The organism is Nocardiopsis alkaliphila YIM 80379, assembly GCF_000341005.1.
Lineage (GTDB): Bacteria > Actinomycetota > Actinomycetes > Streptosporangiales > Streptosporangiaceae > Nocardiopsis > Nocardiopsis alkaliphila.
This window is the reverse complement of sequence record NZ_ANBD01000048.1, coordinates 1-26,939: the sequence shown is the minus strand read 5'-3', so window position 1 is coordinate 26,939 and position 26,939 is coordinate 1. Positions and strand designations below refer to the sequence as shown.

Genomic DNA, 26,939 nt, shown 5'->3' with positions numbered 1-26,939 from the left:
CCGAACACGGTTGGCGCTCGTTCCGGCGAATCGCCGTGGGCGACCTCGTCCTCACCCTCGACCACGAGACCGGGCACTCGGTCTGGCAACCCCTGACCGCCGTCAACGTCTTCCCCGCCCTGCCACGCGAACTGGTCCGGATGGAGGGGGAGGGCCACTCGTCCCTGAGCACCGGCCCGCATCGGTGGCCCATCGAACGCCCCTCCCCCACCGGCTCACCCGTGCGGACCTGGGCCACCAGTGATTCCCTCCAGGAGGGGGACCGGATCCCGCTCGCCGCCCCCCACCTGAGTCCACCCGACGAACCCAAGTGGCCCGACGACCTGGTCGACCTGGTCGCCCGATCCTGCTCGGGTCGAGGCCAAGGCACCGACCCATCGAAGGTGTACGAACAGGCCCCCGGCCGCGTTCCCGCACACGCCTTCCTGTCCTGCCTTACCAGCGCACAACTCGACCTGTTCCTGAGCGCCGCCTTCGGTACCGACCCCGACGGCTCTGGCTTGCTGGTCCTGCCCACCGAGCAGTGCGCCGAGGCGTTCCGGTTCGCCGCCGTTCTGGCCGGCCGTCCCACCCTCTCGCGCAGGGCCTTCGACGGTCATCGGCTCATCGTGCTCGACCGGGACCAGGTCACCCCCGCGGACCTCACCATCACCCGCCAACCGCACGACGGACCGGTGTGGTGCCCCACCACTCCCAACGGCACCTGGCTGGCGCGCCGCCGAGGCACGGTGTACTTCACCGGCAACTCCTTCATGGCCTGTCCACACGGTTACGTGATCGAGGGGCGCGGGCTGTACCGCACCCAGGCCGCCCAGCCCGGTGGCAACTCCAGCCACTACTCATGCACCCTGGCCACCGGACCCACCGATCCCATCACCCCCGAACAGATCAACGCGGTCCGCGTGCTGCGTCAGTGGTTGATGGAACCCGATACCTCCATCGCGGGCACCGTCCTGGGGCACCGTGACTTCATCGCCACGTCCTGTCCCGGGGACAAGGCGTACGAACTCGTGCGCAACGGCACCTTCGCCAAGGCACCCGACGACACAGAGGGAGACGACATGCCGCGCCACCGCAGGTTCGAGAAGGACGACAGCCAGGCCCTGGCACCCGGTACTTGGGCGAGCCTGTCGTTCGACCGGCGTCATGACGACGAGACCGGTGAGTTCTACTCGCTGGTCGGCGTGGAGGAGACCAACGGCGCCTGGTACGACGTGTCCGTAGGGGTGGTCCTGGAGGGGGTCACCCCCGGCGCGGAGGTGCAACTTCGCGCCACCGAGTACGAACCGGACGGCGACGGTGGCTGGCGGATCGCGCGCAACCGACCCCTGGACAGCCCCGTGCACAGGGGTGGGAAGGCACACTTCACCTACTCGTGGAAGGGGAACCTGGCCGCGGGGCGTCGGGTGCGGATCCGCGTCGCCCAGTTCGGTGAGACGGAGGCGCACATCGTCTCCGCCACCACCGACGTCTTCTTCTGGCCACGCTGACCCTTTCGGCCACCTCGGTTCCACCGATCACGCCGGTCCTTCGTCCCCTCCGTCACCCCGATGGCGGTACGGGGCGGTACTCCGGGCGCACTACAGTCTGTCGTAGTTCGTAGTGCGCTCCGCTGATTCGGGCGGACGCCCCGAAGTACCCGAGCGGAGGCGGCGTGGTCGACTGGTTGACCATGACGATTCAGATGGTGTCGTTGGCGATGGCCGTGTGGTGCCTCGTCTCGACCTTCCGGGACCAGCCCATGCTGGTCCCCCACCTCATCGGTGTGGGCGTTCTGTGGCTGTTGGTGCTCGGGCAGGTCGGTGCGATCATCATGGCCATGGTCGGTGGTGAGCGCCCCGAGGAGATGGTGATGCTGGTCTCCTACCTGGCGACGATCGCGCTCATACCGCCCGCGTGCGCCGTGTGGGGGTTCATGGAGCGCAGCAAGTGGGGCCCGGCCGTGATCGCCTTCGCCTGCCTCATCCTGCCGGTCCTGTTGGTGCGCATCGAACAGCTGTGGAGTCCCGTTGTCTGAGGCCGAAACCACACCCGGCACCGGAACCACTCCGAACCCCGATCGCAGCCTACGTACCGGGCCCGGTCGCCTCCTGGTGGCCGTCTACGCCGTGTTCGCCCTGGCCGCGACGGCTCGCGGGACCTACCAACTGGTGACCCGCTTCGACGAGGCGCCGCTGGCCTACGCCCTGTCCGTGTTCGCCGGGGTGGTGTACTTGATCGCTGCGGTCGGCCTGGCCCGCGCGGGTCGCACCTCGCGAGTGGTGGCTCTGGTCTCGGTCTCCGTGGAGATGGCGGGTGTCCTCGTGGTCGGCGCGCTCAGCGTCTTCACCAGCGGGATCTTTCCCGAGGACACCGTCTGGTCGAACTTCGGCGGTGGCTACGTGTTCATTCCGCTGGTCCTGCCCGTCCTGGGCCTGTGGTGGATCCTCAAGGTGCACCGAAGCGACCGCACCTGAGCACCGTGGCGCAGGCCACGTCCCCCATCGAGGCCCTAGGCTGGCGGCCATGTCAGAGCCGACCCTTCCCGTGGCGATCTCCGCCGACCGACTCCGCGCGCACCGTGACGAGGTCGTCCTCGTCGACTCCCGCTGGTACCTGGACGGCCGATCCGGCCGCGATGCCTACCTGAACGGGCACATCCCCGGCGCCGTGCACGCCGACGTGGACACCGATCTGGCCGCCCCCGCGAGCGCGGAGGGTGGCCGCCACCCCCTGCCCGAGCCCTCCGACTTCGCCGAAGCCCTCGCGAGGCTGGGCATCGGCGATCACGCTCGGGTGGTGGTCTACGACGACGCCGGCGGCTCGGTGGCCGCACGACTGGTGTGGATGCTCCGTGTCCTTGGCACCCCCGCCGCGTTTCTCGACGGCGGCATCCAGGCATGGTCGGGTGAACTGGAAAAGGGCGAGGTCACCACCGAACCCGCGCACCGGACTCCCTTGCCATGGCCCACCGACCGGTTCGTGGACACCGACGAACTACGAAGCGAACTCTCCGACCCCGACCGGCTTTTGTTGGACGCCCGTGTGCACGGCCGATTCACCGGCTCCAAGCCGGCACCGGTCGACGCCCGGGCCGGGCACATCCCCGGTGCGCGCAGCGCCGAGTGGCCGGCCAACCTCGACCAGGACGGTCTGTTGGCCGCCCCGGAAGTGCTACGCGAACGCTTCGCCGCCCTGGGCGCCGACTCCGCGCGCACGGTCACCGCTTATTGCGGTTCCGGAGTGACCGCCTGCCATGACCTCCTGGCGCTGGAACACGCCGGTTTCACCCGTACCCGGCTGTACCCGGGTTCTTGGAGCCGTTGGGGCGGGGACGAGACCCTTCCCATGGAGACCGGCGACCCCCAGGCCTGATCGTCCGACTCGGGAAGGGCCTGTGACCATTCGTCCAGGCCCTGACCTTTGACTTTCGCCCTCCCCTTACTCTGGGAAGAGGGTCAAAACCCCTCTCCCGATGAGAACGGACGTTGATCGACCGATCAACCCACCGGAAAGTTCCCGTTCTCCCCTGCTTTTCGGAACCAAAATCCCCGTCCCGGCGTCAGAGCCAACATAGGCACCACCCCCGCCCCGGGACCCGAAGACGTGCTTCACCGCGAAACGAGGAACTCTGGTGATCGAACTCCTGCTACTACTGATTCTCATCGTCGGAATCGTGATCGGAGTCCTGATCTACACGCAGCGCTCGCGCTCGCAGAAGCAGGACGCCCCGCCTCCGCCACCCCAGGACCCCTTCGCCGCCGGCGGCGGCACGACCGACACCGCCGGTGACCCGATGACCCTCAAGGCCGGGGACATGATCGATTGGGGCACCGAACGGACCTGGATCCGCGGCACCCTGCGCCTGTCCGAGGGCGGATACACCTGGTCCGAGCACTTCCTCGAGGTGGAGGGTGGCAAGCGCTGGCTCTCGGTCGAAGCGGACCCCGACGTCGAAATGGCCCTGTGGACCGGCCGCCCCGACCTGACCATGATCCCCCAGGGCAAGAGCATCGAGCTGGAGGGCGTGACCTACGAGCTCGAGGAGAAGGGCTCCGGCTCCTACCGCTCCGAGGGCACCACCGGTCTGAAGGCCGAGGGCGGTCTCGACTACGCCGACTACGAATCCGCGGATGGCAAACTGCTCTCCTTCGAGCGGTTCGACCATGGAAGCTGGGAGGTCGCCACCGGCGAGAAGATCGCAACCGGCACCTTCACCATCTTCCCCGGGAGCTGATGCTCCCATGCGTACGAGCATCAGCGCCCCCTTCGTCGACACCAAGGCCGACGACCTGGTCTGGACCCTGAACCACCCGCTGGTCGACCCCCTCGCCACCCGAACAGTCGAGGTCGCGGGCCTGATGGTCGAACTCCGCGTGCTCGGGGCCTCCCACCAGGTGGTCCTGCGCTCGGAGTCGGGGGAACTGGTGGAGACGGTCGCCTGTCTGCCGGGGGTCCTCGGCGGGCTACCCGGCAACGCCGAGCACCCCCTGCCTGGGGTGGGCGACTATCACTTCGACTCGGTCATCGAGTCGTCGTCTCGTGCCGACCTGACCCGTCGGGTGGAGGAGATCCAACAGGAGACCTCCGACTCCCCCGTCGGGCTGCTCGTCGCCTTTCCCGGTGATCCCCTCGCGGTCACCGCACTGCACCTGACCTCCGGCAGTGGGTCCTTTCTGCGTTGGCGTACCTGGCACGCCTATCCGCAGAGCGGCGAACTGGTGACGACGACCACGACCCTGACCCCCTGAATGGAGGCCGACATGGCCAAGACCGCAAGCACACCACGACACAAGCTCGCCGCGGTCGGCGGCGCCACCGTGCTGTTGCTGATGTTGTCCGCGTGTGGAGGCGGCAACAACGCCGACTGTGAACCGAACGACCGCGCCACCAGCTCCACCAGCGCCAGTGGGACGAACGCCTCGAACGACAGGACGCCGAGCCCTTCGCCCACCGACGACTGTGACAACGGTCGCAGCGGCGGTGGTGGCGGTGGCGGTTTCTTCTTCTTCGGTGGCGGCGGCGGTGGCGGCTCCAACAGTGGGGGAAGCGGCAGCGACACCCGCGGTGGCGGATCGGGCTTCGGTAAGTAGGTCCAGTTCAGGCCAGTAGTCTGCCGTGTCGGGGGAGCTCACCTCCCCCGACGATCGATTCCCCCGACACGGAAGAAGGCCATGAACGAAATCCTCACCAGCTCCCTGTACGCCCTGGGCTACGGCGTGGTCGGCACGTGCATCATGCTGCTCGGCTATCTGATCACCGACGTGCTCACCCCGGGCAAGCTCCACCAACTGATCTGGGAAGGCCGCAACAAGAACGCCATCCTGTTGGTCTCCGCCAACACCCTCGGCGCCGCGATCGTGGTCGTCTCCGCGATCCTGTCCAGTTACTCCGAACTCGGTCTGGGCGCGGGCCTGCTCTCGGCCACGGTCTTCGGATTGATCGGCCTGGCCGTGATGGCCCTGTCCTTCCTACTGATCGACCTGCTCATTCCGGGCAGGGTCAGTCACATGATCAGTGAGCCCGAATGGCACCCGGCGACCTGGGTCACCGCGACCGCACACCTGTCCATCGCCCTGGTGGTGGCCGCGGCCATCTCATAACGTGAAAAACGGAGAGGTGCCCTTCACCTCGCGTCACCTTCTCGAGAAAGCAGTACCTTGACCCAGACCCCGACCCCGACGCGGCCACTCCCGGTACCGCCGCGCGTGGCCCGGTTCTTCGTGCTGCTGGCGGTGTTCATCTGCGCCGCCTGCGGCCTGGTGTACGAACTCGCCCTCGTCGCGATCGGCAGCTATCTGCTCGGCGACACCATCACCCAGGCCTCCGTGGTCCTGTCGGTCATGGTGTTCGCCATGGGCGTGGGTTCGCTGCTGTCCAAGCGCTACCAGAACAGGCCCGCGTTGTCCTTCGCGGTGGTCGAAGGGCTGTTGTCCCTGGTCGGCGGCCTGTCCATCCTGCTGCTCTACGGCTCCTTCGCCTGGCTGTCGGCGTCGGCCTACCAGCCGACCCTGGTGCTGTTGGCCTTCGTCATCGGCACCCTGATCGGTATCGAGATTCCGTTGTTGATGACGCTGATCCAGCGCATCCGCAGGCAGGAGGCCTCCGAGGCCGTGGCGGACCTGTTCGCCGCCGACTACGTGGGCGGATTGATCGGTGGTCTGGCCTTCCCCTTCCTGCTCTTGCCCCTATTGGGGCTGCCCAAGGGCGCGCTCATGGTGGGTGTGCTCAACGCGGTGATCGGCGTGGCGGTGGTGCTGTGGTTGTTCCGCTCCGAACTCACCAGACTCGCGTACGCGGGTCTGGCCGTGGGGCTGGTGGCCATCGTGACCATCCTGGGCCTGGCGTACTACTACGCGGAGCGTTTCGAGGTGGACGCCCGGCAGGCCATGTACCGGGACCCGATCATCTACGCCGACCGCAGCGAGTACCAGGAGATCGTCATCACCCAGTCGCTGGACGGCGTGGACACCCGTATGTTCCTCAACGGGGACCTGCAATTCTCCACCCTGGACGAGTACCGCTACCACGAGTCGCTCATCCACCCGGCGATGGCGGGGCCGCACGAGGACGTGCTGGTGTTGGGCGGCGGTGACGGTCTGGCCTTGCGTGAGATCCTGCGCTACGACGACGTCGAGTCGGTGACCCTGGTCGACCTGGACCCGGCGGTGGTCGAACTGGCCGGCACGGATCCGGTGATCCGCGAACTCAACGATGACTCCTTCCAGGATCCACGGGTGGAGGTGGTCAACACCGACGCCTTCCAATGGTTACGGGACAACACCGACGACTTCGACGTGGTCATCGCCGACCTGCCCGACGGCACGGACGTGGGCACCTCGAAGCTGTACACGGTGGAGTTCTATTCCCTGATCGCACAGGCGTTGGAGGGGGAGAGCCGTCTGGTCGTCCAGGCCGGGTCGCCCTTCTTCGCACCCGACGCCTACTGGAGCGTGAGCCGCTCCCTGGAGCAGGCCGGGGTCGACGTCACCCCCTACAACGTGGACGTGCCGACCTTCGGCAACTGGGGTTTCTACCTCGGTGCCCTCCATGGGGCACCGGAGCTGCGGGTTCCCCAGGACGCCCCGGAGCTGCGTTTTTTGGACCAGTCGCTGTTGGATGCGGCGCAGGTCTTCCCCAAGGATCGCCGTGAAGGCGACGTCCAGGAATCCACGATGATGCACCCGAGGGTGATCGGATACCACCAGGACCGACAGTCCTGGCGCGGGTACTGACCCGGGGCCCTTCGACCCACTTCCCGAAAAGAACCGGCGCCCGTCGAAGTACGGACGCCGGCCTTGGGTAGGACACCGCGCGACCTGACGATCCTGGGCCGGTGGGCGGCCACGCGGTGTGTCGGGATGGCCGCGGGGAGAGTAGGTCACCTCAACGGAACTCCCCCGCGGTCCGAGAACCATCCTGTGCTCGCGGACGCGATGCGCCCAGGGCGCCACGCCGCCGCACTCGCCCCATATGGCAACCCTTGACACAGACTTACCGACCATTGCCGCAAAGGTCTGGTTTCTGGTCCGGCGTCACGCTTTGGCGCCGCCGATCCCCACCTCGGTCAACCCTCAGCGCGTTCCAGGGCGGCCAGCGCGGTGACCGCGCCCAGTTCCCAGCAGGCCTCCAGCGCCTGGGTGTCGGGACGTCCGGTGACGGTCACCGGCGGGCGATGACGCTCCCAGCCCATGCCCTTGGCGATGGACTCCACCGAACGCACCGCCCCGGACGTGTCGTTGTCGCCGTGCACGTAGAGCGAGTACGGCAGGCCCCGCTGGTCCACCTGGACGGGGTAGTACACCGTGTCGAAGAAGTGCTTGAGGGCACCGGACATGTAACCGATGTTGGCGGGGNGGCGCCCGCCGCCAGCAGATCGGCGGGGCTCGCCGACAGAGCGGCTGCGACCTGGGTCCGCACCCCTTCGATATCGTCGGTACGGGCCCCGTCCAGTACCGCGTCCAGGAGTTCCCGGGTGGCGGGCGAGACGGTGTGGTGAACAATGAGCAGTCGTGCCATGGACCTACGGTAAGCAGTCCATCCCACCCGGACCCGACAGGGGCGACGAGCACCACGGCCTTCGGCCCTCAGCGACGGTAAGGAGAAGCAGGCCCCCGATGAGTCAGCCTCCTTCCTACGGACCTCCGCCACCGGGCGGCACGCCACCCGGTGGCTCCTTCGGTGGGCCTCCTCCCGGGGATCCACCTCCCGGGGATCCACCTCCCGGGGATCCACCTCCCGGTGGTCCGAAGCCGTCCCGTCTGCCCTCTGCCTGGTTGTGGATCAGCCTGGGTTGCGGTGGTCTGTTCGTGATCGGTGTGGTCCTGGTCCTGCTGCTCGTCTTCGTCTTCGCGGGCGGCGATCCCGAAGACGAGGACGGCAACGGCGGCGACGCCTCCGCTCCGACCGGCACCGGCCTGGGGCGTGAGGTTCGGTCCAACCCCGACCTGCCCGGCCTCGGCGAGCCGGTCGAGCATGAGGGCCTACGGCTCACCGTCACCGACGTCGAGACGGGCCATGAGGGTCTGCACGGCTTCGACCCGATCGGCGAGTTCGTCGTCGTGTACGTGGAGGTCACGCCCACCAGCAACGACTACACCAGCTTCTGGCGCGACGAGCAGAACCTGTACACCTACGACGGCGTGCGGGTCGAAGAGCACTTCGACGCCACCTGGGCCCACGGCGGCGAGGACGACATGCTCATCATGTTGTCTGCGGGCCAGACCCACGAGACGTCGATCGTGTTCGACGTGGACGACCCCGCCGAGATCTCGCACATGGGGTTGAGCGCCCGGACCAACGGTGGCAACGAGGTGAACGTCGACGTCACCGGTTGACGGTCGTCGGTGGGTGAGGGACCCGAGCACACTTGCGAAGGGCCCGCGTCTGCTGAGCATCGTCCAAGCGAACCGGTCCTTCTCCGGTCAGAAGGACCGATCGGAAAATCGACTTCATTCGGGCGCCGTAAAATACGGCGCCTCTCTTCCTTGTGAGCCAGGACACCGGTTTGCACAGTTCAGGGATACGTGTCCACACGATTTCATCTCGACTCGACAACATGGGCCCCATCGCACACAGGGCACACCCACGGGTTGCCGATACTGATTCGGCAGGGCATCTCCCCATGGCGCCGCGATCCGTCCTTCGACGCGCGAAGTCGCCACACCCGGCCGGCCCCTGCTTCACCTTCGTCGAGCTCGAGGCTGACCCGTGTCCGCTCCCGTCCCAAGCCCTGTCACCGACGTCATCGCGACGCCCGTGACGACCCAGCGCCCTCGGCGTCGTTCCGACATCGAGGGCTTGCGCGCCGTCGCCGCCGTGTTGATCGCCGTCTACCACATCTGGTTCGGCACGGTCTCCGGCGGTGTCGACGTCTTCCTACTGCTCACCGGATTCCTGATCACCGGGTCCCTGGTCCGGGCCATGGAACGACAGGGCCGTATCGCCTTCGGTGCGTTCTGGGCCAAACTGATCAAACGTCTGTTCCCCGCCGGGGCCGTCGTGCTCGGTACCGTCCTCGTACTGACCTACCTGTTCTTCCCGCGTTCGCAGTGGACGGCCGTCATCGAAGACGTGCGCGCCGCCGCCCTCTACTACGGGAACTGGCATCTGGCCCTGGGCTCGGTCGACTACATGGCCGAGAACTCCGCCGCCAGCGCCGTGCAGCACTTCTGGTCACTCGCGGTACAGGGCCAGTTCTACCTGCTGTGGCCGGTGCTGATCACCGGCGCCGGGCTGATCGCCGCGTGGTCGGGCGCCAGGATGCGCCGGGTGGCGTTGGTGGCCGTGGGCACCGTACTCGTCGGATCCTTCGTCTACTCGCTGTGGATCACCACCACCGAACCCGTGTGGGCCTACTTCGACACCGGCGCCCGACTATGGGAACCGGCGCTGGGCGGCCTGCTCGCACTGGTGGTGCACAAGGTGAACCTGCCGGCGGCGGTGCGCTGGGGCGCCGGTTGGCTGGGGCTGATCGCGTTGGTGCTGTGCGGGTTCGTCATCGGGGACTCCTTGCCCTACCCGGGGTACGCGTCGTTGTGGCCCACCTTGGCGGCCCTGCTCATCATCCTGGCTGGTGCGGGCGAGGCCGAGAGCGGCCGTCTGTCCGCCACCCGCTTGTTGAGTCTGCGTCCGCTGACCTGGTTGGGCGGCCACGCCTACACGCTCTTCCTCTGGCACTGGCCGGTTCTGATCGTCCACCTGGAACTGACCCAACAGGACGAACCCACCCTGGGCGGCGGTTTCCTGGTCCTGGGCATCTCGTTCATCGCGGCTGTGCTGACCAGCCGACTGGTCGACGGCGGAGTCAGCCGGATGACTCGCCGCTACCGCACTCCGAGCTGGTCACTGGCGGCCGGGGTCATCTTCATCCTCCCCATCCTGGTGGCGGGCTCGCTGTGGGGCCAGTCCATCGAGCAGGACCGACAGCTGCGCATGGAGCTGAGTTCCAACCCGCTCGCCTATCCCGGCGCCGCCGTCCACCTGACCCCCGCCCTGGCCGAAGGCCTACCCGAGCTACCGATCTACCCCGACACCACCACCGTCGTCCAGGACACGATCGACCAGACCCGGGGGTGCAACGCCTTCACCAACGACACCGAAGTCGTCTCGTGTGAGTTCGGCGACCTGGACTCGGACTACACCATCGCCCTGGTCGGTAGTTCGCACGCCCGGCACTGGTTCCAGGCCTTGGAGAGCCTTTCCGGCCGGCACGGTTGGCGATTGGTCTTGATGACCAAGAACGCCTGCCAGTTCAGCACCGAGGAGCAGACGTACCGGGGTGAGACCTACACCGAATGCACGGACTGGAACGACGACGTCATGGACGAGATCGAGGAGTTGTCCCCCGACGCCGTGTTCACCCTGGCATCGCTCACCGACCGTACCCACGGGGAGCACGTGCCGGAGGGTTTCGTGGAGCGTTGGCACCAGTTGGACCGGATGGGCATCGACGTCATCGCCGTCCGTGATACTCCGCGCTTCGACTTCCGGGTGCCCGAGTGCACCGACCGCAACGACCGTGAGGCCTGCACCGCGCCGAAGTCCGCGTCCATGGCCCCGCAAGCGCCTTATGAGGCCCTGACGGATGTCCCGGCCAACACCAGGTTCCTGGACATGACGGACTACCTGTGCCAGGACGAGGTCTGCCATGGCGTGATCGGCAACCAGTTGGTCTACTACGACACCAACCACTTCTCGTACTCGTTCTCCAAATCACTGGCCGTGGTGATGGAACCGCAGTTGTTGGAGGTTCTCGGACACTCCATGCCCACGAGCGAGCCCACCCTGTTCGAGGCCGCGCTGTCCCTCCAGGAAAGCGAGTACTCCTAGTTCACGGCTGCGACCTGGTCGCCGGCGGGGCACCGGATGCCGGGCCGCGCACCCGGAGGTAGGTGCGGATCGCCGTAGCGAGATCGTCGAGGTCCTCCGGCGGATTCGAGGCCACGGGTTCGGCGAGCAGGTCACCGGACGCGGGGCGCGGCCGGGGGATGGTCGGGGTGTTCCACAGGGAAGCGGTCATGTAGGGGCGGACCAGAGCACCCGCGATCACGTCGGTGTCGCCGTCATCGCTCTCCCGGCGGAATGCGACGCTCAAGGCCGTGAAGGAGCATGGTCCAGGACCGAGGAACCCGATGTCCTCGGAGCGTTGGGGCCGGGCAAGTGGGCGTTCGGCCCGCCCGGGCGCGGGTTCGATCGCGGCACGTACGAGCGTGTTCGGATTGGAGAGGTAGGCCAGGGCCGATGCGAGGGTGAGGGCGAACAGGGCCCAGAGCCTTTCGAGCAGACTCTGGTCACGGCGATGGTGCCGGCCGATAGGGTGTCGCACGGTCATCCTCCTGGTGATGTCGGGTGGTCGATCAGCCCTGGGGCGGTGGTGTCGGCCGCCACCCCAGGGCGTTCTTCGGTCGGGCGTTCGCTCAGGCGTCCAGCCCGTGGCAGGGGTCCCGATCCAGGCGGATGATCGCCCGGATGGCCAAGGGGAAGCCGCGTTGTCCTTCCCACCACCAGTAGTCGGCGATCCGGTCCACCAGCCACAGGCCCCGTCCACCCGGACCGACGTCGCCGGCCTCGCGATTCACCAGGTGTGGGAGGGACGGCGACCGTCCCGCCCTGGCGCCTTGGTCCACGACACAGACCAGAGCGGTGTGCTCCCCCAGGAGCTCGACCGAAGCCCCCATCCGGCCGTGTTTCTCGCCCGTGGCGGTGTGCACGACGGCGTTGGTGGCGAGCTCACCGGCCACCAGTTCCACCCAGAACCCACGTCCGTTCTAGAGTTCGGGTTCGCTCACGCACCAGGTACGCAGACGTGCGACGTCTTGCGGGCTCCCGCCGAAGTAGGACCAGTGCGCGGACGGCCAACCCACCCCGCCACCGCCAGGCCGCCGCGGACCAGGTATTCGGACAACACCCATCACAACCTCCTGAATCAGCCACGAACAGCACGAAGCCCATCGATTTTTCGTCATCGGCACATCACCCTCGACCATGAGCCTCAAGTCACATCCTGAGCCGCCCCCGATCTCTGCGCAAGCGTTTCCAAGAAATCAACCAGGAAATTTCCTTTAACTCGCTCAAGGCTCTGCCCACAGGGGATACTGGGCCCATCGAGGGCCCCATCAAGGAGGAACCACCACATGTCCCCAGAGCAGCACGGCCCCATAGCCAGCCGTCTTCTGCTCGGCAAAGCACTTCAGCGGATCCGACTCGAAGCCAACATGAGCGGAGCCGAGGCAGCAAAGGCGATGGGCTTCGGCGCGGCCAAACTCTCCAAGATCGAACGTGGCCGGGCTCCGGTCACCAAAGCCGATCTACAGCGGTTCTTTCACGTCTTCGATGTGAGCGAGGACGTTCGTCCCACCCTGCTCGAACTGGGCATCCAGTCACGTCGCCCCCGACGCAATCGCACAACGACCCTGGAACAGAACCTCCCCGGCAAGAACTTCGAGAAGTACCTGGGGCTGGAAGAAGTGGCCGTGGGCATCAAGGACTGGCATACCCACCTGATCACTGGACTGCTGCAAACTCCCGACTACGCCCGTGCACTGATTTCCGTCAATCCGCTGTTGCTTCCCTACCAGATCGACGCCTTGGTCAATCTACGCATAGAGCGACAAAAAGTACTGCACCGCGAAAAGGAGCCGCTACATCTGTGGGCGATCGTGGAAGAGCAGGCTCTACGCCGCGTCATCGGCACCCCTGAGATCCGCGACACACAACTACGGCACCTGCTCGAAATGGGACAAAAACCCAACATCAACATTCAGGTCATCCCTGAATCAACGGGAACACACCCAGGCTTGGATGGTTCGTTCGCCATCCTCGACGCGGGCGCCCACCTGCCACCGGTGGTCTACATCGACAGCCGTGGCATGAACATCTACATCGAGGGAATCGCCGAACTGGCCGTCTACAAGGCCGCCTATGACCAGATCCAGTCGGCGGCACTATCCCCGGTGCAGTCGGCTGAGGCCATCACCATGATCTTGGAGGAGAGTCGATGACAGGCTGGACGAAATCGAGCTACAGCAGCACAGGGGCCACATGTGTTCAGGTGCGGTCCGTCAGTGCCAGTCTCACCGAGATCGGTGACACCAAGAACCCCCACGGACCCACCCTCACCGTCCCCAACAGCGACTGGGTACACCTCCTCGACCAAATCATCTCCGGCCGTACCGACTACAGACGCCTCTTCCCTTGCTTCCTCCCCGACGGTGGCTTCACCCTCACCGACACCACCAACCCCTTCAGCCCTACGCTCACCTACACCAAGGCTGAATGGGAGGCCTTCGAAACCGGCGTCCGCAATGGGCAACTCCGCACGCCTCACCCCGAGGGCACACTCGTCGGCTAACGGAGGCCATCGGGGCCTACCCCCGTCACCTGGGTTCCGCGCCCACGCTCCTCCAGGCGAGAACCGGTCGACACACCACCCAGAACGATGACGCCCCACCCCACGATGATTACTCTATGTAATCAAACTTCCCAACACGGACCACCGGGTATCGGGCGCATCCGAACGGGCCGATCAGTCCCCACGAGGACGGGAGCCACCAAGCCCTCGCCCGGCCATCGACGAAGGGTAACCGCGTGCCCCGGCTCAGCGTCGTCATTCCGATCCACCAAGCCCGATCCGAGATCCGCACCTGCCTGGACTCCGTTCTCGACCAGTCCTTCCGGGACCTCGAAGTCATCGCCGTCGACGACCGTTCACCCCAGGGAATCAGAGACGTCCTCGATGATTACGCCCTTCGGGACCCTCGGGTCCGCGTCATCCGCCTCCAAGAGCCGAGTGGCCCGGGCCCGGCCCGCAACGAAGGCGCTCGGGTGGCCTGGGGCGAATACCTGCTCTTCCTCGACTGCCACGACTACTACCTGCCCGGTTCCCTGGCGGCCATCGCGGAGCGTCTGGAGGAGGCCGGGGACCCCGACCTGCTGATCTTCGAGTACGTTCACACCCACCGCGGTGGCAGGAGCTCCCCCGGTGTCGCAGGAAAGCTCCTGTCCTCCACCGAAGACGAAATCTTCACTCTGGGTGAGCGGCCGGAGATGATCCGCCTCCCCGCGGTCATCCGCGACAAGGCCTTCCGTACCCGGTTCTGGTGGGAGAACGAATTCGCCTTCCCACCCGGCCTCTACGAAGACTCGCCCATCGCCTATGAAACCCTGATGGCCGCCCGCGCCATCGCCTGCCTCAAGCGTCCCTGTCTGCGCCACCACCCGTACCCCGACGGCTCCGTCACGGTCTCACCGAGCCGACGGCACTTCGACATCTTCGTCCAGTACGCCGGCGTCTACGCCTACATCGAGCAGCACCCCGAATTGGACGACCTGCGCGACCTCGTCTTCCACCGCATGATCGACCACTTCCTGTCCTGCCTGGAACGCACTTCCCGTGTCCGCCCCTCCGACAGGCGCGTCTACTTCCGCAGGATCAAGGAGCTGTACCGTCGCTACCGACCGGACCGGATGGAGTACCCCTCCCGGCTCAGGGGCATGGAGTTCCGCTTGGTCGAACTGGGCCTGTACACGCCCTACGCGGCGTTGAAGGCCGCCCAGGCCACCCACTTCAAAACCAGGTCGGCCCATCTTCGACTTCGTCACCTGTGGGACCCGGTCGTCCACGACCCCTCCCGCCGGTTCCTGCGGCTACTCCCCACCGACGACCACGTCGACGTCCTCCAGGCCCGCCAGAACCGACGTTCACGAGGTGCCCCCACCATCGAACGAGAGCCACATCCACCCGCCCTGGACCTACGTCCCCTCTGGGTGCCCGAGCCCGACGAGCTCCCACGACCACGACCAGACGGCGAACACGCCCTGCCCCACGCCCACCGTTCCTGACGCCCCATGTCCCGAACCCGTCCCCGGGGCCTCACCGAAGCGTTCCCCGAGCGGCCTGGCCGCACAGATCGTACAGCCGCTCCATCCAGTCATCGTCGGAGACCGGATGGAAGTGGTTGCGCTCGCCCCAGGCCCGACTCGGCCGATGGAACCGACAGGCCCTCAGGTCCTTGAGGTCACCGAACAGGCCACTGCCCTCGAAGACACTGTTGCCCTGGTCCGGGCCCACCCCGAAGTCGGTGATGACCAGGGAGGGCACCCGAGCGGCCACGGCCTCCAGGACCGGAGTGGAGCCGAGCGCCGCCAGGCCACGGGCTCGGTCGAACTGCTCTCGCAGCGGCCCCGAGACCACGGTCAACGCGCTCTCCCGGGCACTCCCGGATCGAACGAGGGCCTTCCAGGTGTCCAGCAACTCGGGATGGCCCTCGGGCCCCACGTGCAGGACCACCTCCAGGTCGGGGCGGTCCTCACCCAGCCCCGCCAAGGTCAGCAGGAGCGTCTCACGGCCCAGGGTCCCGGCGGGCAGCCCTGGCCGAGCCGCGAACACCACCCGATTCCGATAACCGCCCTCGGGCCGTTCATCTCGGTCCGGATACAGACTCGCGAGTCCCACCTGACCCTTGAGTCCGAGTTTTTCACCCAGGTTGGTGTACTCGTCCACCTCATGGTGGCTGTGCGCCACCACCAGGTCCACCCGCGACCGGTGCAACCACTCTCCCTCGGCGGCGGGAAGGGCGGGAACCGGCAGTGAGGAGGCCACCACCGGTCGATACCGACGCAGGAAAGACCGGCTGGACCAGGACAGGGCCTCGGTGTGGGGGCCCGAGCAGTTGAGCAGAATCGCGTCGGGGCGTCGTCGGCGGACGAGCCTGCGTACCTGTCCAACGGTCAGCAACGGAACGCGCCGGCCGACGTACCTGGTTCCCTCCAGTTCGGCCCGGATTCGAGCGGGTGAGGGAGTGTCGGCCGAGCGCAGGACGGCCAACCCCAGAGCACCGCTCGCCTCGGGAAGGGCACCGAGCATGACGGCCGACATACGGGCGCGTGGGGCGGAGTCGGCGATCGCCAGGACCGCGGGCGAACCGAGGACGGGCAGAGGGCGAGTGGGGACAAGGGACACGGGGCCGTCGTTTTCTGGGAGAGAGAAGCGCTGGACGCCTCCAGATTACCTACGTGCCGTCACCCTGTGACCCCGTGTCGGCATCACCGTGAGCGGGCCGGACACGACNCCGGCCGCCGTGATCAGCGGATAGGGGCTACTCGCCCTTCCACACCGGGGCGCGCTTCTCGGCGAAGGCGGCCGCCCCCTCCATGGCGTCCTGGCTGACGAACACCGGGCCCGCCAACTCGTTCTGCTTGTCCCACATCTGGTCGGTGGACCAGTCGTCCGAGGCCTGGAAGATCTCCTTGGAGACCTTCAGGGCCAGCGGACCGTTGGGCGTGATGCGGGCGGCCAAGGCCTTGGCGCCTTCGAGGGCACCGCCGCTCTCGGTGACCTGGTTGACCAGACCCAGGTCCGCGAGGCGCTCTGCGTCGACGAAGTCGCCGGTCAAGGCGAACTCCATCGCGATGTTGCGCGGAATGCGGTGCTGCAGACGCAGCAGGCCCCCGGCGCCGGCGACCAGGCCACGCTTGACCTCGGGGATACCGAACTTGGCGTCCTTGGCGGCCACGACCAGGTCGCAAGCCAGAACCGCCTCGAATCCACCGGCCAGAGCGTAACCCTCGACCGCGGCGATCAGCGGCTTCTTCGGACCGCGCTCGGCGAACCCGCCGAAACCACGCCCCTCGACCACCGGGACCTCGCCCTTCATGAAGGCCTTGAGGTCCATCCCGGCGCAGAAGGTGCCGCCGGCGCCGGTGATGATGCCGACGGAGACGTCCTTGCGGGCGTCGATGTCGTCGAGCGCCTCGGCGATACGAGCGGCGACCGCGGCGTTGACCGCGTTCTTGGCCTTGGGCCGGTTGATGGTGATGACGGCGACGCCGTCCTCGGCGGTGTAGAGAACCTCGTCGGACACGTCGTCCTCCTACTTCGGGGGCATACGGAGGCCACCGTCGATGCGGACGACCTCACCGTTGACGTAACTGACCTCGAGCAGGGTTCGGGCGAGCTTGCCGAACTCCGCCGCGGTACCCAGGCGCTTGGGGAAGGGGACCGGGGCGGCCAGACGCTGCTTGAACTCCTCCGAACCGGGTCCGTCACCATAGATCGGCGTCTCGAGGATGCCGGGAGCGATGGTGTTGACGGTGATACCGACCGCGGCGAGGTCACGCGCGGCCGGAAGGGTCATGCCGATCACACCACCCTTGGAGGAGGAGTAGGCGATCTGGCCGATCTGTCCCTCGATACCCGCGAGGGAGGCGGTGTTGACGATGGAACCGCGCTCGCCGTCCTCGTTGATCGGCTCGGTCTTGGCGATCTCCGCCGCGGACAGACGCAGCACGTTGAACGTGCCGATCAGGTTGACCTGGATGACCTTCTGGTAGCTGTCCAGGTCGTGGGGGTTGCCATTGCGGTCCACGGTGCGGGTGGCCCAGCCGATGCCGGCACAGGAGACGGCCACTCGGAAGGGTGCGCCGGTGTCGACGGCGGCCTGAACGGCGGCCTTGACCTGGTCCTCCTGGGAGACGTCGGTCGAGACGAAGACGCCACCGATCTCCTTGGCGATCGCTTCGCCACGCTCGGCGTTCAGATCGGCGATGACGACGGTGGCGCCGGCGGAGGCGAGTTCCTTGGCGGTGGCCTCGCCGAGGCCACTCGCGCCGCCCGAAACGAGGGCGGAGATTCCGTTGAGATCCATGATCCGAACTCTACAGAGGATGTGACCCGCGCACTAGAACCGGGTTCGGTTAATCGCGGGTAATGCCGTGCTCGGCCTCGCCGAAGGGGTCTGATCCGGATATGGGCAAAGCACCCACTGCGGCCCCAACGGGAGTGGACGTCTTGCTGGAAACGACCGTGAAGCCGGGCACTCACCAGCGTCCGGAGCCCGACGTCCTCGTCCACGGGTTCGAGGAGTGCGCTGACGACCATCTCGACTGGCACCGAGCCACCCACGTTCCGCCCGAGGACGTGCTCATCGCCATCGAGGTCGTCTCCGAGGAATCCCAGGACCGGGACCGGACCACCAAGCCGCTGAAGTACGCGGCCGCCGGCATCCCGCACTTCTGGCGGATCGAACCGGAGGAGACCGGACCCGCGATCCACGTGTACGAACTCGACGGGGCCAGGGCTCCTCGGTACGTACCGATCACCATCACCCGAGAGCGGCTCAAGCCCGACGTGCCCTCCCCGTTGGACATCGACGTGCGGTCCTTGACCGGTCGACGCTAGGTCAACGTCTCTTGGGTAGAGCACCCGGGCGGCGTTGTCGACGGCGTCGTCCCCCTCGCGGCAGGGCCTCCCGCGCCAGATCGGCGGCACCGATCATGCCCGCGTCGTTGCCGAGCGCGGCGGCGACCACTCGGGCCTCCGGGCGATGTCCCCGCCCGGTCAGCCCCTTGCGGAAGGCTCCTCGCGCCGAGTCCAGCAGCAACTCTCCGGACTCCGAGACTCCGCCACCGATCACGAACAGTTCCGGGTCGAAGGCGGCCGCCAGGTTGGCCAGGCCCGCCCCCAGCCAGCTGCCGGTCTCCTCCATCAGTTCCCGGCAGGCCCGGTCGCCCTTACGCGCCAGCTCACTCACCAGTGGGCCCGTGATCAGCTCCGGATCATCGCCCACCGCCTGGCGCAGTGTCTCGGCCATCGGCGGCCCCGCGACCACCAGCTCGCGGGCCTGTCGGGTGAGCGCGTTGCCACTGGCGTACTGCTCCCAGCAACCTCGGTCGCCGCACTCACAGCGATGTCCGCCCGGCACCACCGTCATGTGCCCGAACTCCCCCGCCAGGCCATGACGACCCCGACGAAGCACCCCATCGGAGACGATCGCCCCACCGATCCCGGTTCCCAGGTTGACGACCACCACGTCGTCCACGCCCCGGGCCACGCCCATACGCACCTCCGCCCAGGCCGAGGCGTTGGCGTCGTTCTCCACCACCACGGGCAGCCCCAGACGAACGGACAGGGCGTCCCGAAGCGGCTCCTGTCGCCAGGACAGGTGCGGTGCGAACAACACCCTGGAACGCCGCTCATCGACGAATCCGGCGGCACCCACACCCACGGCGCGCACCTTGTACTCCCGGCGCAGCTCCGACACCACCGAGACGATCGTGTCCTCCACCACCGAAGGGCTTCGGCTGCGGTCGGGCGTTCGGGTGCGCAGTCGTGCCAGTACCCGCCCGCCCGGTGTCACCACGGCGGCGGCCACCTTCGTTCCGCCGATGTCCACACCGATCGTCAGGGAGTGCCCACTTCGCACGTTCATCACCTTGGCCACTCCCACCCCGCCCCCGTCCTTGGAGCCTTCCGCTTTCCCACGAACAAAAACGCGCACCCGGGCCGCCTACGTGCCCGAATGCGCGCGCAACCCCGAAGGACCCCCTAACCGAGGGCGGAACGCACCACACCCGCGAGGCGTTCGGCCACCGCGGTGGCCTGTTCCGGCTCGGAGGCCTCCACCATCACCCGGACCTTCGGCTCGGTACCGCTGGGCCGAATCAGTACCCGGCCCGTTTCGCCCAGCTCGGCCTCGGCCTCACGGACCGCGGCGGCCAGCTCCTCGGACTCGCCCGTCCGAGACCTGTCCACGTCGGGGACGTTGATGAGCACCTGCGGCAAACGGGTCATGACCTTGGCCAGTTCCGCCAGCCCTTGCTCGTGGTGGGCCATCGCGGCCAACAGGTGCAGGCCGGTCAACAGACCATCACCGGTGGTGGCGTGGTCCAGCAAGATCACGTGCCCGGACTGTTCACCGCCCAGACCGAACCCACCACGCTTCATCTCCTCCAGCACGTACCGGTCTCCCACCGCGGTCTCCACCACGGTGATGCCGGCACGCCGCATGGCGAGCTTCAGCCCCAGGTTGGACATGACCGTCACCACGAGCGTGTCCTTGACCAGGCGACCGGCCTCCTTGGCCTCGGTGGCCAAGATCGCGAGGATCTGGTCGCCGTCGACCACCTCGCCATCGGCGTCCACGGCCAGGCAACGGTCGGCGTCACCGTCGTTGGCGATGCCCGCGTCGGCGCCGTGCAGACGGACCGCGTCCTGGAGCGCCTCCAAACTGGTGGAGCCGCACCCCTGGTTGATGTTGTGGCCGTCGGGCGCGTCACCGATGGCGATGACCTCGGCACCCGCCCGGCGCAGCGCCTCGGGGGCGACCGTGGAGGCCGCGCCGTGCGCGCAGTCCATGACGATCTTGAGGCCTTTGAGGCTGTGCGGCAGGGAGGCCAGCACGTGCTGGATGTAGAGTTCGGCGCCATCGTGGGATTCGGTGACCCGACCGACCGCCTCGCCCACTGCGGGAGTGGAGGGCACCCCCAGCATGCCCTCGATCTCCTCCTCCAGGGCGTCTTCGAGTTTTTGCCCCCCCTTGGCGAAGAACTTGATGCCGTTGTCCGGGGCCGGGTTGTGGCTGGCCGAGAGCATGACACCGAAGTCCGCGTCCAAGGCCCCGGTGAGATGGGCCACGGCCGGGGTGGGCAGCACCCCCACCTTGACCACGTCCACACCGGTGCTGGCCAGTCCGGCCACGACGGCGGCCTCCAGGAACTCCCCGGAGGCGCGGGGGTCACGTCCCACCACGGCCCGCGGGCGCCTCCCACCGACCGCGCGGGTGAGCACGCGCGCCGCCGCGATGGACAGTTCCAAGGTGAGGGAGGCGGTCAGATCGCCTCCCGCCAGACCACGTACGCCGTCTGTTCCGAACAACCGAGCCACAGGCTTTCAGCCCCTTCCGAGAGTGGCACCGGGTTCCGGCGCCGGTGAAGTCCAGCGTGGCCGAGTGAGCCACCGTGAAAGAACAAAAACCCGTACGCCGTACCCCGTGCTGCGGGTACGACGTACGGGCGAAACTCAGCCGAGCGAGTGCCGGCGCATGAGCATCAGCGCTTGGAGAACTGAGGGGCCTTGCGCGCCTTCTTGAGACCGGCCTTCTTCCGCTCGACCTCACGGTCGTCACGGGTGAGGAAACCGGCCTTCTTCAGGGTCGGGCGGTTGTTCTCCGGGTCCAGCGAGGCCAGGGCGCGGGCGATGCCGTGACGCAGGGCGCCTGCCTGGCCGCTGGGGCCGCCACCGTCCAAGCGGGCGAAGACGTCGTAGGCGCCGTCGAACCCGAGGGAGGTGAGGGGGTCCTTGATGGTCTGCTGGTGGACCTTGTCCGGGAAGTAGGCCTCAAGCGGCTTGCCGTTGATCTTCCACTCACCGGCGCCCGGGGTGATCCGGACACGGGCCACGGCCTTCTTGCGACGGCCGGTGCCGGCGCTGGGGCCAGAGGCGGTGGGGACGTAGGCGGCGGTCTGCTCGTCCGACTCGCTGGTGTACTCGGAGGGGAACTCCTCCGGGTTCTCAGCGAAATCCTGAGCGGTGTCTTCGATGCCGGTGGGCTCGACCACGGTTTACCTCGTGCTTCCTGTGAAAGTCTGCGAACGCCTAGGCGGGCTGCTGGATCTTGGTGATTTCGAACGGAACCGGCTGCTGGGCCTGGTGCGGGTGCTCGGAACCGGCGTACACCTTGAGCTTCTTGGCCATCTGACGGCCGAGGGAGCCCTTGGGCAGCATCCCCTTGACGGCCTTCTCGATGGCCCGCTCGGGGTTCTTCTCCAGCAGGTCGGCGTAGGAGACGGAACGCAGACCACCGGGGTAACCGGAGTGACGGTAGGCACGCTTTTGCTCGAGCTTGTTACCGGTGAGCGCGACCTTGTCGGCGTTCACGACGATGACGAAGTCGCCGGTGTCGATGTGGGGCGCGTAGTAGGGCTTGTGCTTGCCCCGAAGCAGCGTGGCGATCTGGCTCGCCATACGCCCGAGCACGAGATCGGTAGCGTCGACAACGTGCCACTGACGCTGGACATCGTTTGGTTTGGGGCTGTATGTGCGCACGATCGTTCGCCTTCGCTCTTCCAGTCGGCTGCCCCATCCCGAACGGGATGGTGGACTCGTATTACGGAACACCCCTACGGGTGTGGGGCCGGGAACAACCTCACTGTTGCGGGGCTGTTACTTGGCCGGATGTCCCATGTCCAATCAGGACGACCCGGTCGTGAGTGCGCAGACGATGGTGCGTGGATCGGCACCCAACTTCGGGAGTTTTGGGGCCCACGGCAACTCAACGCACAACGACGAAACATCCTACCCGTCCAGACCAACGCAGGTCAAAGCGAGCGCCGGACCGGACCGATGGGATTTCTCGTCTGGGCGGGAAAGCGCCGGGACGGGTTCACATCCGTGACCTCTCCGCCTTTTATTATGCCTGCCATCGGGAGTGCTTCGTCCTCTTCCCGAGCGCGGGTTGGCTACCCTTGCACCGAAAGGCCTGTCTCCGCCCGGTACGACGGGCGATGACGTGAACCTTGGAGACGCCCGTCACGGTCGCCGACCCCATACGGACGCAGCAGCGCGGGTCACGGCGAACCGCGGTCCAGTCCCACCCTCAGAGCCTTCGGAGACACCCATCAGCACGCATCCGAACCAGCCTCAATACGGCCCCGACGGATATCCCCTCCCGCCGGACGGTGACGGCCAGGACCTGCTCGGGGGACCGCCCTCTTCCTCTGAGGGCCAGCATCCCACATCCGGCCCCGGACCCTCGCATGGCGCGCCGCCGGCACAGGGCTTCGCGCCCCACCCCCCGCTGCCTCCCGGCGGCTCACACGCTCCCCCCGGAGCACCGAGTGGTCCGCAGGTCCCCCCCGGTCCGATGAGCGGCCCTCAGCGACCCCACCCGGCTCAGCCACCCCACGCCCACCCCCAAGGCCCGCCCCCGAACCCACCGACCGGCGCACAGCCCGGCATGGGGGCCGGTGGTGGCTCGGGTACCCCCGGCATGCCCGCGGGACCGCCTCCCGGGTATCCGCAGGGCCCCCCGCCCGGCCTCCCCACGCCCCCTCCAGGTGTTCCTTCCGGAGCCCTCCCCCCGACCCCACCGGCCAGGAACGAGCCGGTCTTCCCGCCGGACTCCATGGGGGCCACCCAGAACCTGAACGCGGTTCCCGGCACGGGCGCGGGAGCCCGTCCGCTGTACCGAGACGAGGTCCCCGAGGACGCCGGTGCCGACACCGCACAGTTCGACGTCCAAAGCTACGACGACTACGACGACGGTTACGACGACCGTGCGACCGGCGCCTCCAAGAAGCGCAACGTACTCTTGGGCGCCGGTTTCGCCGCCCTCCTCCTCGTGGTCGGTGGAGGTGTCTTCCTGTTCGCCAGTGGCGGGCTCGGCTCCGGCGGTGGCGCGGAGGCCGTGACCGTGGCCGACGAGAGCGAGGACCCGGGCGCCCTCAGCCCCGAATCGCTCTTCCCCGAAGAAGTCGAGATCGAGGGACAGGGCACCTTCACCCGTGTGGCGGTCGACGACACCGAGGACTGCGCTTCGGGTACCCACGGCGACTACGGCCAAGCACTCACCGACGGCGAGTGCCGTCAGTTGGTGCGGGCCTCCTATCTGAGCGAGGACCAGAACCACGCCGTCACCGTGGGCGTCGCGGCCATGCCCGGCGACACCGAGGCGGAGGAGGCCATGTCCGCCCAAGACCTGGTCGCCTCCCACTGGTTCGCCGGTCTGCCGGGTGAAGAGGGCTCCCCCGCCGAACGCCTGGGATATTCCGGTGGCCATGGCAGCAGCGGTCAGTGGGGGCGCTACCTGCTCTTCGCGCTGTCGGCCAACAGTGACGGCAGCGGCGAGGAGGAGAGCCAGGCCACCGAACTTCGTGACATCGGTGAGGGGTTCATCGACACCGCCTACGACAAGCTCGTCGACGACCGCTCCTGATCCCTTCCGCCCATGGGCGAAGAACCCACGGCGTCGTCCCGGTCCGGCCGGACCGGGACGACGCCGTTCTCATCCGGGTTCGGGCACGCGGGCTCATGCCCGGTGCCCTTTGCGGGACGGTTCGCGCACGCGGCGGGTGAGCGCGGCGCGCTCGGCCAACTCCTCGTCGGGGGGATAACGCACCTCCTCCAGGCTCAGCCCTTGGGGACCGACCACGTGCACCGAGGAATCGCGCACGGCGGCTCCCAGGACCCTTTCCGGCCAGTCCACCCGTTGGCGGCCGTCCCCGACCGCCAAGAGGGCTCCCACGAGCGCGCGGACCATGTTGTGGCAAAAGGCGTCGGCCTGGATGGTGCCGGCCAACAGGTGCTCCTCCTCACGCACCCACTCCAGGCGTAGGAGCTCGCGAATGGTGGTGGCGCCCTCGCGCTTCTTACAGAAGGCGGCGAAGTCGTGCTCCCCCACCAGACGGGCCGCGGCCTCGTTCATCCGACCCACGTCCAAGGGACTCCGGTGCCAGAGCACGTCACGACGGCGCAGCGGATCCACACCGTGGGGCGCGTCGCCGACCCGGTACACGTAACGGCGGAACAGGGGTGAGAAACGGGCGTCGAACCCCGGTGGAGCCAAACGCACGTCGTTGACCCGCACGTCCTTGGGCAACACCCCCGCGAGGCGACGCAGTACCCGTTCGCCCTCGCTGTCCCAGGTGGCGCGCGGCACGTCGAGCTGGGCCACCTGCCCCCGGGCGTGCACTCCCGCATCGGTACGGCCGGCGCAGGTCACCGAAGCCTTCGAAAGGCGCAGCACCTTCGCCAAGGCGGACTCCAGCTCCCCTTGCACGGTCCGCCGGGTCGGTTGAGCGGCCCACCCGGAGAAGTCCGTTCCGTCATAGGCGATGTCCAGCCGCAGCCGGACGGTTTCGTTCTCGTCCATCCCCACCCCACGAAGAACGAGTGCCCGACCCCCGTGGAGGGTCGGGCACTCGTCGGAACGTTCGCGCACGGGCTCGCCGCCCGGACACGACGGCCCTACTTGCTCTCGTCGCTCTTCTCGGCGGCCGTGTCGGCCTCAGTGGCCTCAGCGGTCTCCTCGGAGGTGGTCTCCTCGACCGAAGCCTCGGGGGCTTCCTCGGTCGAGGCGGCCGGAGCAGCCGGAGCGGCGGGGGCGCTCAGCGCCTCGACCAGCTCGATGATGGCCATCGGGGCGTTGTCGCCCTTGCGCGGACCGATCTTGGTGATACGGGTGTAACCACCGGGACGGTTCTCGTAGCGCGGGCCGATCTCGGTGAAGAGCTCGTGCACGATGGCCTTGTCGGTGATCTTGGTCAGCACCTGACGACGGGCGTGCAGGTCACCGCGCTTGCCCAGGGTGATGAGCTTCTCCGCGTACGGACGCAGGCGCTTGGCCTTGGCCTCCGTGGTGCGAATACGGCCGTGCTGGAACAGCGAGGTGGCCAGGTTCGCCAGGATGTGCCGCTCGTGAGCGGGCCCGGAACCCAGACGGGCGCCCTTGGTAGGCGTGGGCATGGTGTCGTTCTCCTAGTGATGCGGTCCGCGGCCGCACTCGGCCGGGGACCATTGGGCGACGAAGGTCTAGTACTGCTCCGTCTCGACGAAGGACTGACCCTCGTCATCCTCGGAGCCGAAGGAGTCGGCCGCGGTGCCGGGGTCGAACCCGGGCGGGGAGTCCTTCAAGGACAGGCCCATGTCGACGAGCTTCTGCTTGACCTCGTCGATGGACTTGGCACCGAAGTTCCGAATGTCCAGGAGGTCCTGCTCAGAGCGGGCAACCAGCTCCCCAACGCTGTGGATGCCCTCGCGCTTGAGGCAGTTGTAGGACCGGACCGTGAGGTTGAGGTCCTCGATCGGCAGCGCCAGGTCCGCCGCCAAGGCGGCGTCCGTGGGCGACGGGCCCATGTCGATGCCCTCGGCGTCGACGTTGAGCTCACGCGCCAGACCGAACAACTCCACCAGGGTCTTGCCCGCGCTGGCCACGGCGTCACGGGGACGGATGGCCGGCTTGGTCTCGATGTCGACGATCAGACGGTCGAAGTCGGTGCGCTGCTCGACACGGGTGGCCTCGACCTTGTAGGTCACGCGCAGCACGGGCGAGTAGATGGAGTCGATCGGGATACGGCCGATCTCCTGACCCTGCTGCTTGTTCTGCGTCGCCGAGACGTAACCGCGGCCGCGCTCGACCGTCAGCTCCATCTCCAGCTTGCCCTTGCCGTTGAGCGTGGCGATGTGCAACTCGGGGTTGTGCACCTCGACACCGGCGGGCGGAGCGATGTCCGCGGCCGTCACCACACCCGGCCCCTGCTTGCGCAGGTACATCAGAACCGGCTCATCGTGCTCGGAGCTGACGACCAGGCCCTTGAGGTTGAGGATCATCTCCGTGACGTCCTCCTTGACACCGGGCACGGTGGTGAACTCGTGCTCGACGCCCTCGATGCGGATGCTGGTGACAGCCGCGCCGGGGATGGAGGACAGCAGGGTACGACGGAGCGAGTTACCGATGGTGTAACCGAAACCGGGCTCCAAGGGCTCGATGACGAACTTCGAGCGCCACTCGGAGATGGTCTCCTCGGTCAACGTGGGACGCTGTGCGATCAACATGGTCCGTGTCTTCCCTTCCACATGGCCGCCCGCTATTTGACGGCCACCGGATGGACACCGCCCGGTCGGCGATGTCCCCTGTTCGGATTCCTACCCGGTCCGTCCCGAGCTCCACCGAAGGGAGCGGGAC

At 67.4% G+C, this 26,939-nt stretch carries 28 protein-coding genes and 1 pseudogene; 16 read left to right on the top strand and 13 right to left on the bottom strand.

Translation table 11 applies throughout. The features are described 5' to 3' along the window. The first annotated feature begins 35 nt into the window (after positions 1 to 35). From D472_RS26655 to D472_RS0107800, 9 genes are all read left to right on the top strand, one after another. Positions 36 to 1,490, top strand: coding sequence for a peptidoglycan recognition protein family protein (locus D472_RS26655; RefSeq protein WP_239642932.1), 1,455 nt, complete (start codon positions 36 to 38; stop codon positions 1,488 to 1,490). 164 nt (positions 1,491 to 1,654) lie between these two features. Beyond that, the gene (locus D472_RS0107835; protein WP_017603933.1) at positions 1,655 to 2,017 is read left to right on the top strand and encodes a cyclin family protein; all 363 of its coding nucleotides are present in this window, start codon (positions 1,655 to 1,657) and stop codon (positions 2,015 to 2,017) included. Next, complete coding sequence (locus D472_RS0107830) at positions 2,010 to 2,456, top strand: hypothetical protein (protein ID WP_017603932.1); 447 nt, start codon at positions 2,010 to 2,012, stop codon at positions 2,454 to 2,456. The genes D472_RS0107835 and D472_RS0107830 overlap by 8 nt, the downstream gene beginning before the upstream one ends. Positions 2,457 to 2,505: 49 nt before the next feature. Then, positions 2,506 to 3,354, top strand: coding sequence for a sulfurtransferase (locus D472_RS0107825; RefSeq protein WP_017603931.1), 849 nt, complete (start codon positions 2,506 to 2,508; stop codon positions 3,352 to 3,354). 259 nt (positions 3,355 to 3,613) lie between these two features. Continuing rightward, entirely contained in the window at positions 3,614 to 4,216 is a 603-nt protein-coding gene (locus D472_RS0107820; protein WP_017603930.1) for a DUF4178 domain-containing protein, read from the top strand. A 7-nt stretch (positions 4,217 to 4,223) separates the two neighbouring features. After that, positions 4,224 to 4,730 carry a DUF2617 family protein gene (locus D472_RS0107815; protein ID WP_017603929.1) on the top strand — a complete coding sequence of 169 codons (507 nt, stop codon included), beginning with the start codon at positions 4,224 to 4,226 and terminating at the stop codon, positions 4,728 to 4,730. A 12-nt stretch (positions 4,731 to 4,742) separates the two neighbouring features. Next, complete coding sequence (locus D472_RS0107810; protein ID WP_033303371.1) at positions 4,743 to 5,072, top strand: hypothetical protein; 330 nt, start codon at positions 4,743 to 4,745, stop codon at positions 5,070 to 5,072. Positions 5,073 to 5,153: 81 nt separating this feature from the next. Beyond that, positions 5,154 to 5,582 (top strand): DUF350 domain-containing protein, encoded by a 429-nt coding sequence (locus D472_RS0107805; protein ID WP_017603927.1) that lies wholly within the window; start codon positions 5,154 to 5,156, stop codon positions 5,580 to 5,582. 57 nt (positions 5,583 to 5,639) lie between these two features. After that, the gene (locus tag D472_RS0107800; RefSeq protein WP_017603926.1) at positions 5,640 to 7,214 is read left to right on the top strand and encodes a polyamine aminopropyltransferase; all 1,575 of its coding nucleotides are present in this window, start codon (positions 5,640 to 5,642) and stop codon (positions 7,212 to 7,214) included. A 332-nt stretch (positions 7,215 to 7,546) separates the two neighbouring features. Here D472_RS0107800 and D472_RS26650 read toward each other — a convergent pair. After that, a pseudogene (locus D472_RS26650) lies at positions 7,547 to 7,998 on the bottom strand (flavodoxin). A gap of 257 nt (positions 7,999 to 8,255) precedes the next feature. Between D472_RS26650 and D472_RS0107790 the strand changes: the two are divergent. Continuing rightward, the gene (locus D472_RS0107790) at positions 8,256 to 8,816 is read left to right on the top strand and encodes a DUF4352 domain-containing protein (RefSeq protein ID WP_017603924.1); all 561 of its coding nucleotides are present in this window, start codon (positions 8,256 to 8,258) and stop codon (positions 8,814 to 8,816) included. 421 nt (positions 8,817 to 9,237) lie between these two features. Then, on the top strand, positions 9,238 to 11,310 hold the full coding sequence (locus D472_RS0107785) for an acyltransferase family protein (RefSeq protein ID WP_017603923.1): 2,073 nt from the start codon (positions 9,238 to 9,240) through the stop codon (positions 11,308 to 11,310). A 1-nt stretch (position 11,311) separates the two neighbouring features. Here the strand turns inward: D472_RS0107785 and D472_RS28600 are convergent, their stop codons facing one another. Together D472_RS28600 and D472_RS26645 are read right to left on the bottom strand one after the other, a co-directional pair. Beyond that, the gene (locus tag D472_RS28600; protein ID WP_017603922.1) at positions 11,312 to 11,806 is read right to left on the bottom strand and encodes a hypothetical protein; all 495 of its coding nucleotides are present in this window, start codon (positions 11,804 to 11,806) and stop codon (positions 11,312 to 11,314) included. Between the two features lie 91 nt (positions 11,807 to 11,897). Then, a complete protein-coding gene (locus D472_RS26645) occupies positions 11,898 to 12,221 on the bottom strand; it encodes an ATP-binding protein (protein WP_239642931.1) in 324 nt (107 codons plus the stop codon). A gap of 393 nt (positions 12,222 to 12,614) precedes the next feature. Between D472_RS26645 and D472_RS0107770 the strand changes: the two genes are divergently transcribed. From D472_RS0107770 to D472_RS25005, 3 genes are all read left to right on the top strand, one after another. Continuing rightward, positions 12,615 to 13,481: a helix-turn-helix domain-containing protein gene (locus D472_RS0107770; RefSeq protein WP_026117483.1), complete on the top strand. Its 867-nt coding sequence runs from the start codon at positions 12,615 to 12,617 to the stop codon at positions 13,479 to 13,481. Then, a complete protein-coding gene (locus D472_RS0107765; protein WP_051045970.1) occupies positions 13,478 to 13,831 on the top strand; it encodes a DUF397 domain-containing protein in 354 nt (117 codons plus the stop codon). Before D472_RS0107770 ends, D472_RS0107765 begins: the two co-directional genes overlap by 4 nt. A gap of 236 nt (positions 13,832 to 14,067) precedes the next feature. Beyond that, a complete protein-coding gene (locus tag D472_RS25005; protein WP_017603918.1) occupies positions 14,068 to 15,321 on the top strand; it encodes a glycosyltransferase family 2 protein in 1,254 nt (417 codons plus the stop codon). A gap of 31 nt (positions 15,322 to 15,352) precedes the next feature. On the opposite strand, the gene D472_RS0107755 is transcribed toward D472_RS25005, so the two are convergent. From D472_RS0107755 to D472_RS0107745, 3 genes are all read right to left on the bottom strand, one after another. Continuing rightward, entirely contained in the window at positions 15,353 to 16,441 is a 1,089-nt protein-coding gene (locus D472_RS0107755) for a DUF6716 putative glycosyltransferase (protein ID WP_017603917.1), read from the bottom strand. A 136-nt stretch (positions 16,442 to 16,577) separates the two neighbouring features. Next, entirely contained in the window at positions 16,578 to 17,342 is a 765-nt protein-coding gene (locus D472_RS0107750) for a crotonase/enoyl-CoA hydratase family protein (protein ID WP_017603916.1), read from the bottom strand. A 9-nt stretch (positions 17,343 to 17,351) separates the two neighbouring features. Beyond that, on the bottom strand, positions 17,352 to 18,125 hold the full coding sequence (locus tag D472_RS0107745) for an SDR family oxidoreductase (protein WP_017603915.1): 774 nt from the start codon (positions 18,123 to 18,125) through the stop codon (positions 17,352 to 17,354). Between the two features lie 134 nt (positions 18,126 to 18,259). On the opposite strand from D472_RS0107745, the gene D472_RS0107740 reads away from it, so the two are divergent. After that, positions 18,260 to 18,658, top strand: a complete 399-nt coding sequence (locus D472_RS0107740; protein WP_017603914.1) for a Uma2 family endonuclease — start codon at positions 18,260 to 18,262, stop codon at positions 18,656 to 18,658. A 1-nt stretch (position 18,659) separates the two neighbouring features. On the opposite strand, the gene D472_RS0107735 is transcribed toward D472_RS0107740, so the two are convergent. The 4 genes from D472_RS0107735 to rplM all read right to left on the bottom strand — a co-directional run bounded on the left by D472_RS0107735 (position 18,660) and on the right by rplM (position 22,303). Then, positions 18,660 to 19,688 carry an ROK family glucokinase gene (locus tag D472_RS0107735; RefSeq protein WP_033303367.1) on the bottom strand — a complete coding sequence of 343 codons (1,029 nt, stop codon included), beginning with the start codon at positions 19,686 to 19,688 and terminating at the stop codon, positions 18,660 to 18,662. 116 nt (positions 19,689 to 19,804) lie between these two features. Continuing rightward, positions 19,805 to 21,142 carry a phosphoglucosamine mutase gene (glmM, locus tag D472_RS0107730; protein WP_017603912.1) on the bottom strand — a complete coding sequence of 446 codons (1,338 nt, stop codon included), beginning with the start codon at positions 21,140 to 21,142 and terminating at the stop codon, positions 19,805 to 19,807. A gap of 164 nt (positions 21,143 to 21,306) precedes the next feature. Then, the gene (gene rpsI / locus D472_RS0107725; protein WP_017603911.1) at positions 21,307 to 21,816 is read right to left on the bottom strand and encodes a 30S ribosomal protein S9; all 510 of its coding nucleotides are present in this window, start codon (positions 21,814 to 21,816) and stop codon (positions 21,307 to 21,309) included. A gap of 37 nt (positions 21,817 to 21,853) precedes the next feature. Next, positions 21,854 to 22,303 (bottom strand): 50S ribosomal protein L13, encoded by a 450-nt coding sequence (gene rplM / locus D472_RS0107720; RefSeq protein WP_017603910.1) that lies wholly within the window; start codon positions 22,301 to 22,303, stop codon positions 21,854 to 21,856. A gap of 1,078 nt (positions 22,304 to 23,381) precedes the next feature. On the opposite strand from rplM, the gene D472_RS0107715 reads away from it, so the two are divergent. Beyond that, positions 23,382 to 24,191: a hypothetical protein gene (locus tag D472_RS0107715; RefSeq protein ID WP_017603909.1), complete on the top strand. Its 810-nt coding sequence runs from the start codon at positions 23,382 to 23,384 to the stop codon at positions 24,189 to 24,191. A 93-nt stretch (positions 24,192 to 24,284) separates the two neighbouring features. On the opposite strand, the gene truA is transcribed toward D472_RS0107715, so the two are convergent. From truA to D472_RS0107700, 3 genes are all read right to left on the bottom strand, one after another. Further along, on the bottom strand, positions 24,285 to 25,127 hold the full coding sequence (gene truA, locus D472_RS0107710) for a tRNA pseudouridine(38-40) synthase TruA (protein WP_026117482.1): 843 nt from the start codon (positions 25,125 to 25,127) through the stop codon (positions 24,285 to 24,287). A gap of 95 nt (positions 25,128 to 25,222) precedes the next feature. Further along, the gene (gene rplQ / locus D472_RS0107705; RefSeq protein WP_017603907.1) at positions 25,223 to 25,720 is read right to left on the bottom strand and encodes a 50S ribosomal protein L17; all 498 of its coding nucleotides are present in this window, start codon (positions 25,718 to 25,720) and stop codon (positions 25,223 to 25,225) included. A gap of 66 nt (positions 25,721 to 25,786) precedes the next feature. Continuing rightward, complete coding sequence (locus tag D472_RS0107700) at positions 25,787 to 26,809, bottom strand: DNA-directed RNA polymerase subunit alpha (RefSeq protein WP_017603906.1); 1,023 nt, start codon at positions 26,807 to 26,809, stop codon at positions 25,787 to 25,789. Positions 26,810 to 26,939 lie beyond the last annotated feature (130 nt).

What these genes read in the sequence shown, in the direction of transcription:
- D472_RS0107825 (WP_017603931.1), top strand. Translation starts at nt 2,506, where the DNA reads ATGTCAGAGCCGACCCTTCCCGTGGCGATCTCCGCCGACCGACTCCGC.
- D472_RS0107815 (WP_017603929.1), top strand. Translation starts at nt 4,224, where the DNA reads ATGCGTACGAGCATCAGCGCCCCCTTCGTCGACACCAAGGCCGACGAC.
- D472_RS0107810 (WP_033303371.1), top strand. Translation starts at nt 4,743, where the DNA reads ATGGCCAAGACCGCAAGCACACCACGACACAAGCTCGCCGCGGTCGGC.
- D472_RS0107805 (WP_017603927.1), top strand. Translation starts at nt 5,154, where the DNA reads ATGAACGAAATCCTCACCAGCTCCCTGTACGCCCTGGGCTACGGCGTG.
- D472_RS0107770 (WP_026117483.1), top strand. Translation starts at nt 12,615, where the DNA reads ATGTCCCCAGAGCAGCACGGCCCCATAGCCAGCCGTCTTCTGCTCGGC.
- D472_RS0107765 (WP_051045970.1), top strand. Translation starts at nt 13,478, where the DNA reads ATGACAGGCTGGACGAAATCGAGCTACAGCAGCACAGGGGCCACATGT.
- D472_RS0107745 (WP_017603915.1), bottom strand. Translation starts at nt 18,125, where the DNA reads ATGGATCTCAACGGAATCTCCGCCCTCGTTTCGGGCGGCGCGAGTGGC.
- D472_RS0107735 (WP_033303367.1), bottom strand. Translation starts at nt 19,688, where the DNA reads ATGAACGTGCGAAGTGGGCACTCCCTGACGATCGGTGTGGACATCGGC.
- D472_RS0107715 (WP_017603909.1), top strand. Translation starts at nt 23,382, where the DNA reads ATGGGGGCCACCCAGAACCTGAACGCGGTTCCCGGCACGGGCGCGGGA.
- truA (WP_026117482.1), bottom strand. Translation starts at nt 25,127, where the DNA reads ATGGACGAGAACGAAACCGTCCGGCTGCGGCTGGACATCGCCTATGAC.
- rplQ (WP_017603907.1), bottom strand. Translation starts at nt 25,720, where the DNA reads ATGCCCACGCCTACCAAGGGCGCCCGTCTGGGTTCCGGGCCCGCTCAC.
- D472_RS0107700 (WP_017603906.1), bottom strand. Translation starts at nt 26,809, where the DNA reads ATGTTGATCGCACAGCGTCCCACGTTGACCGAGGAGACCATCTCCGAG.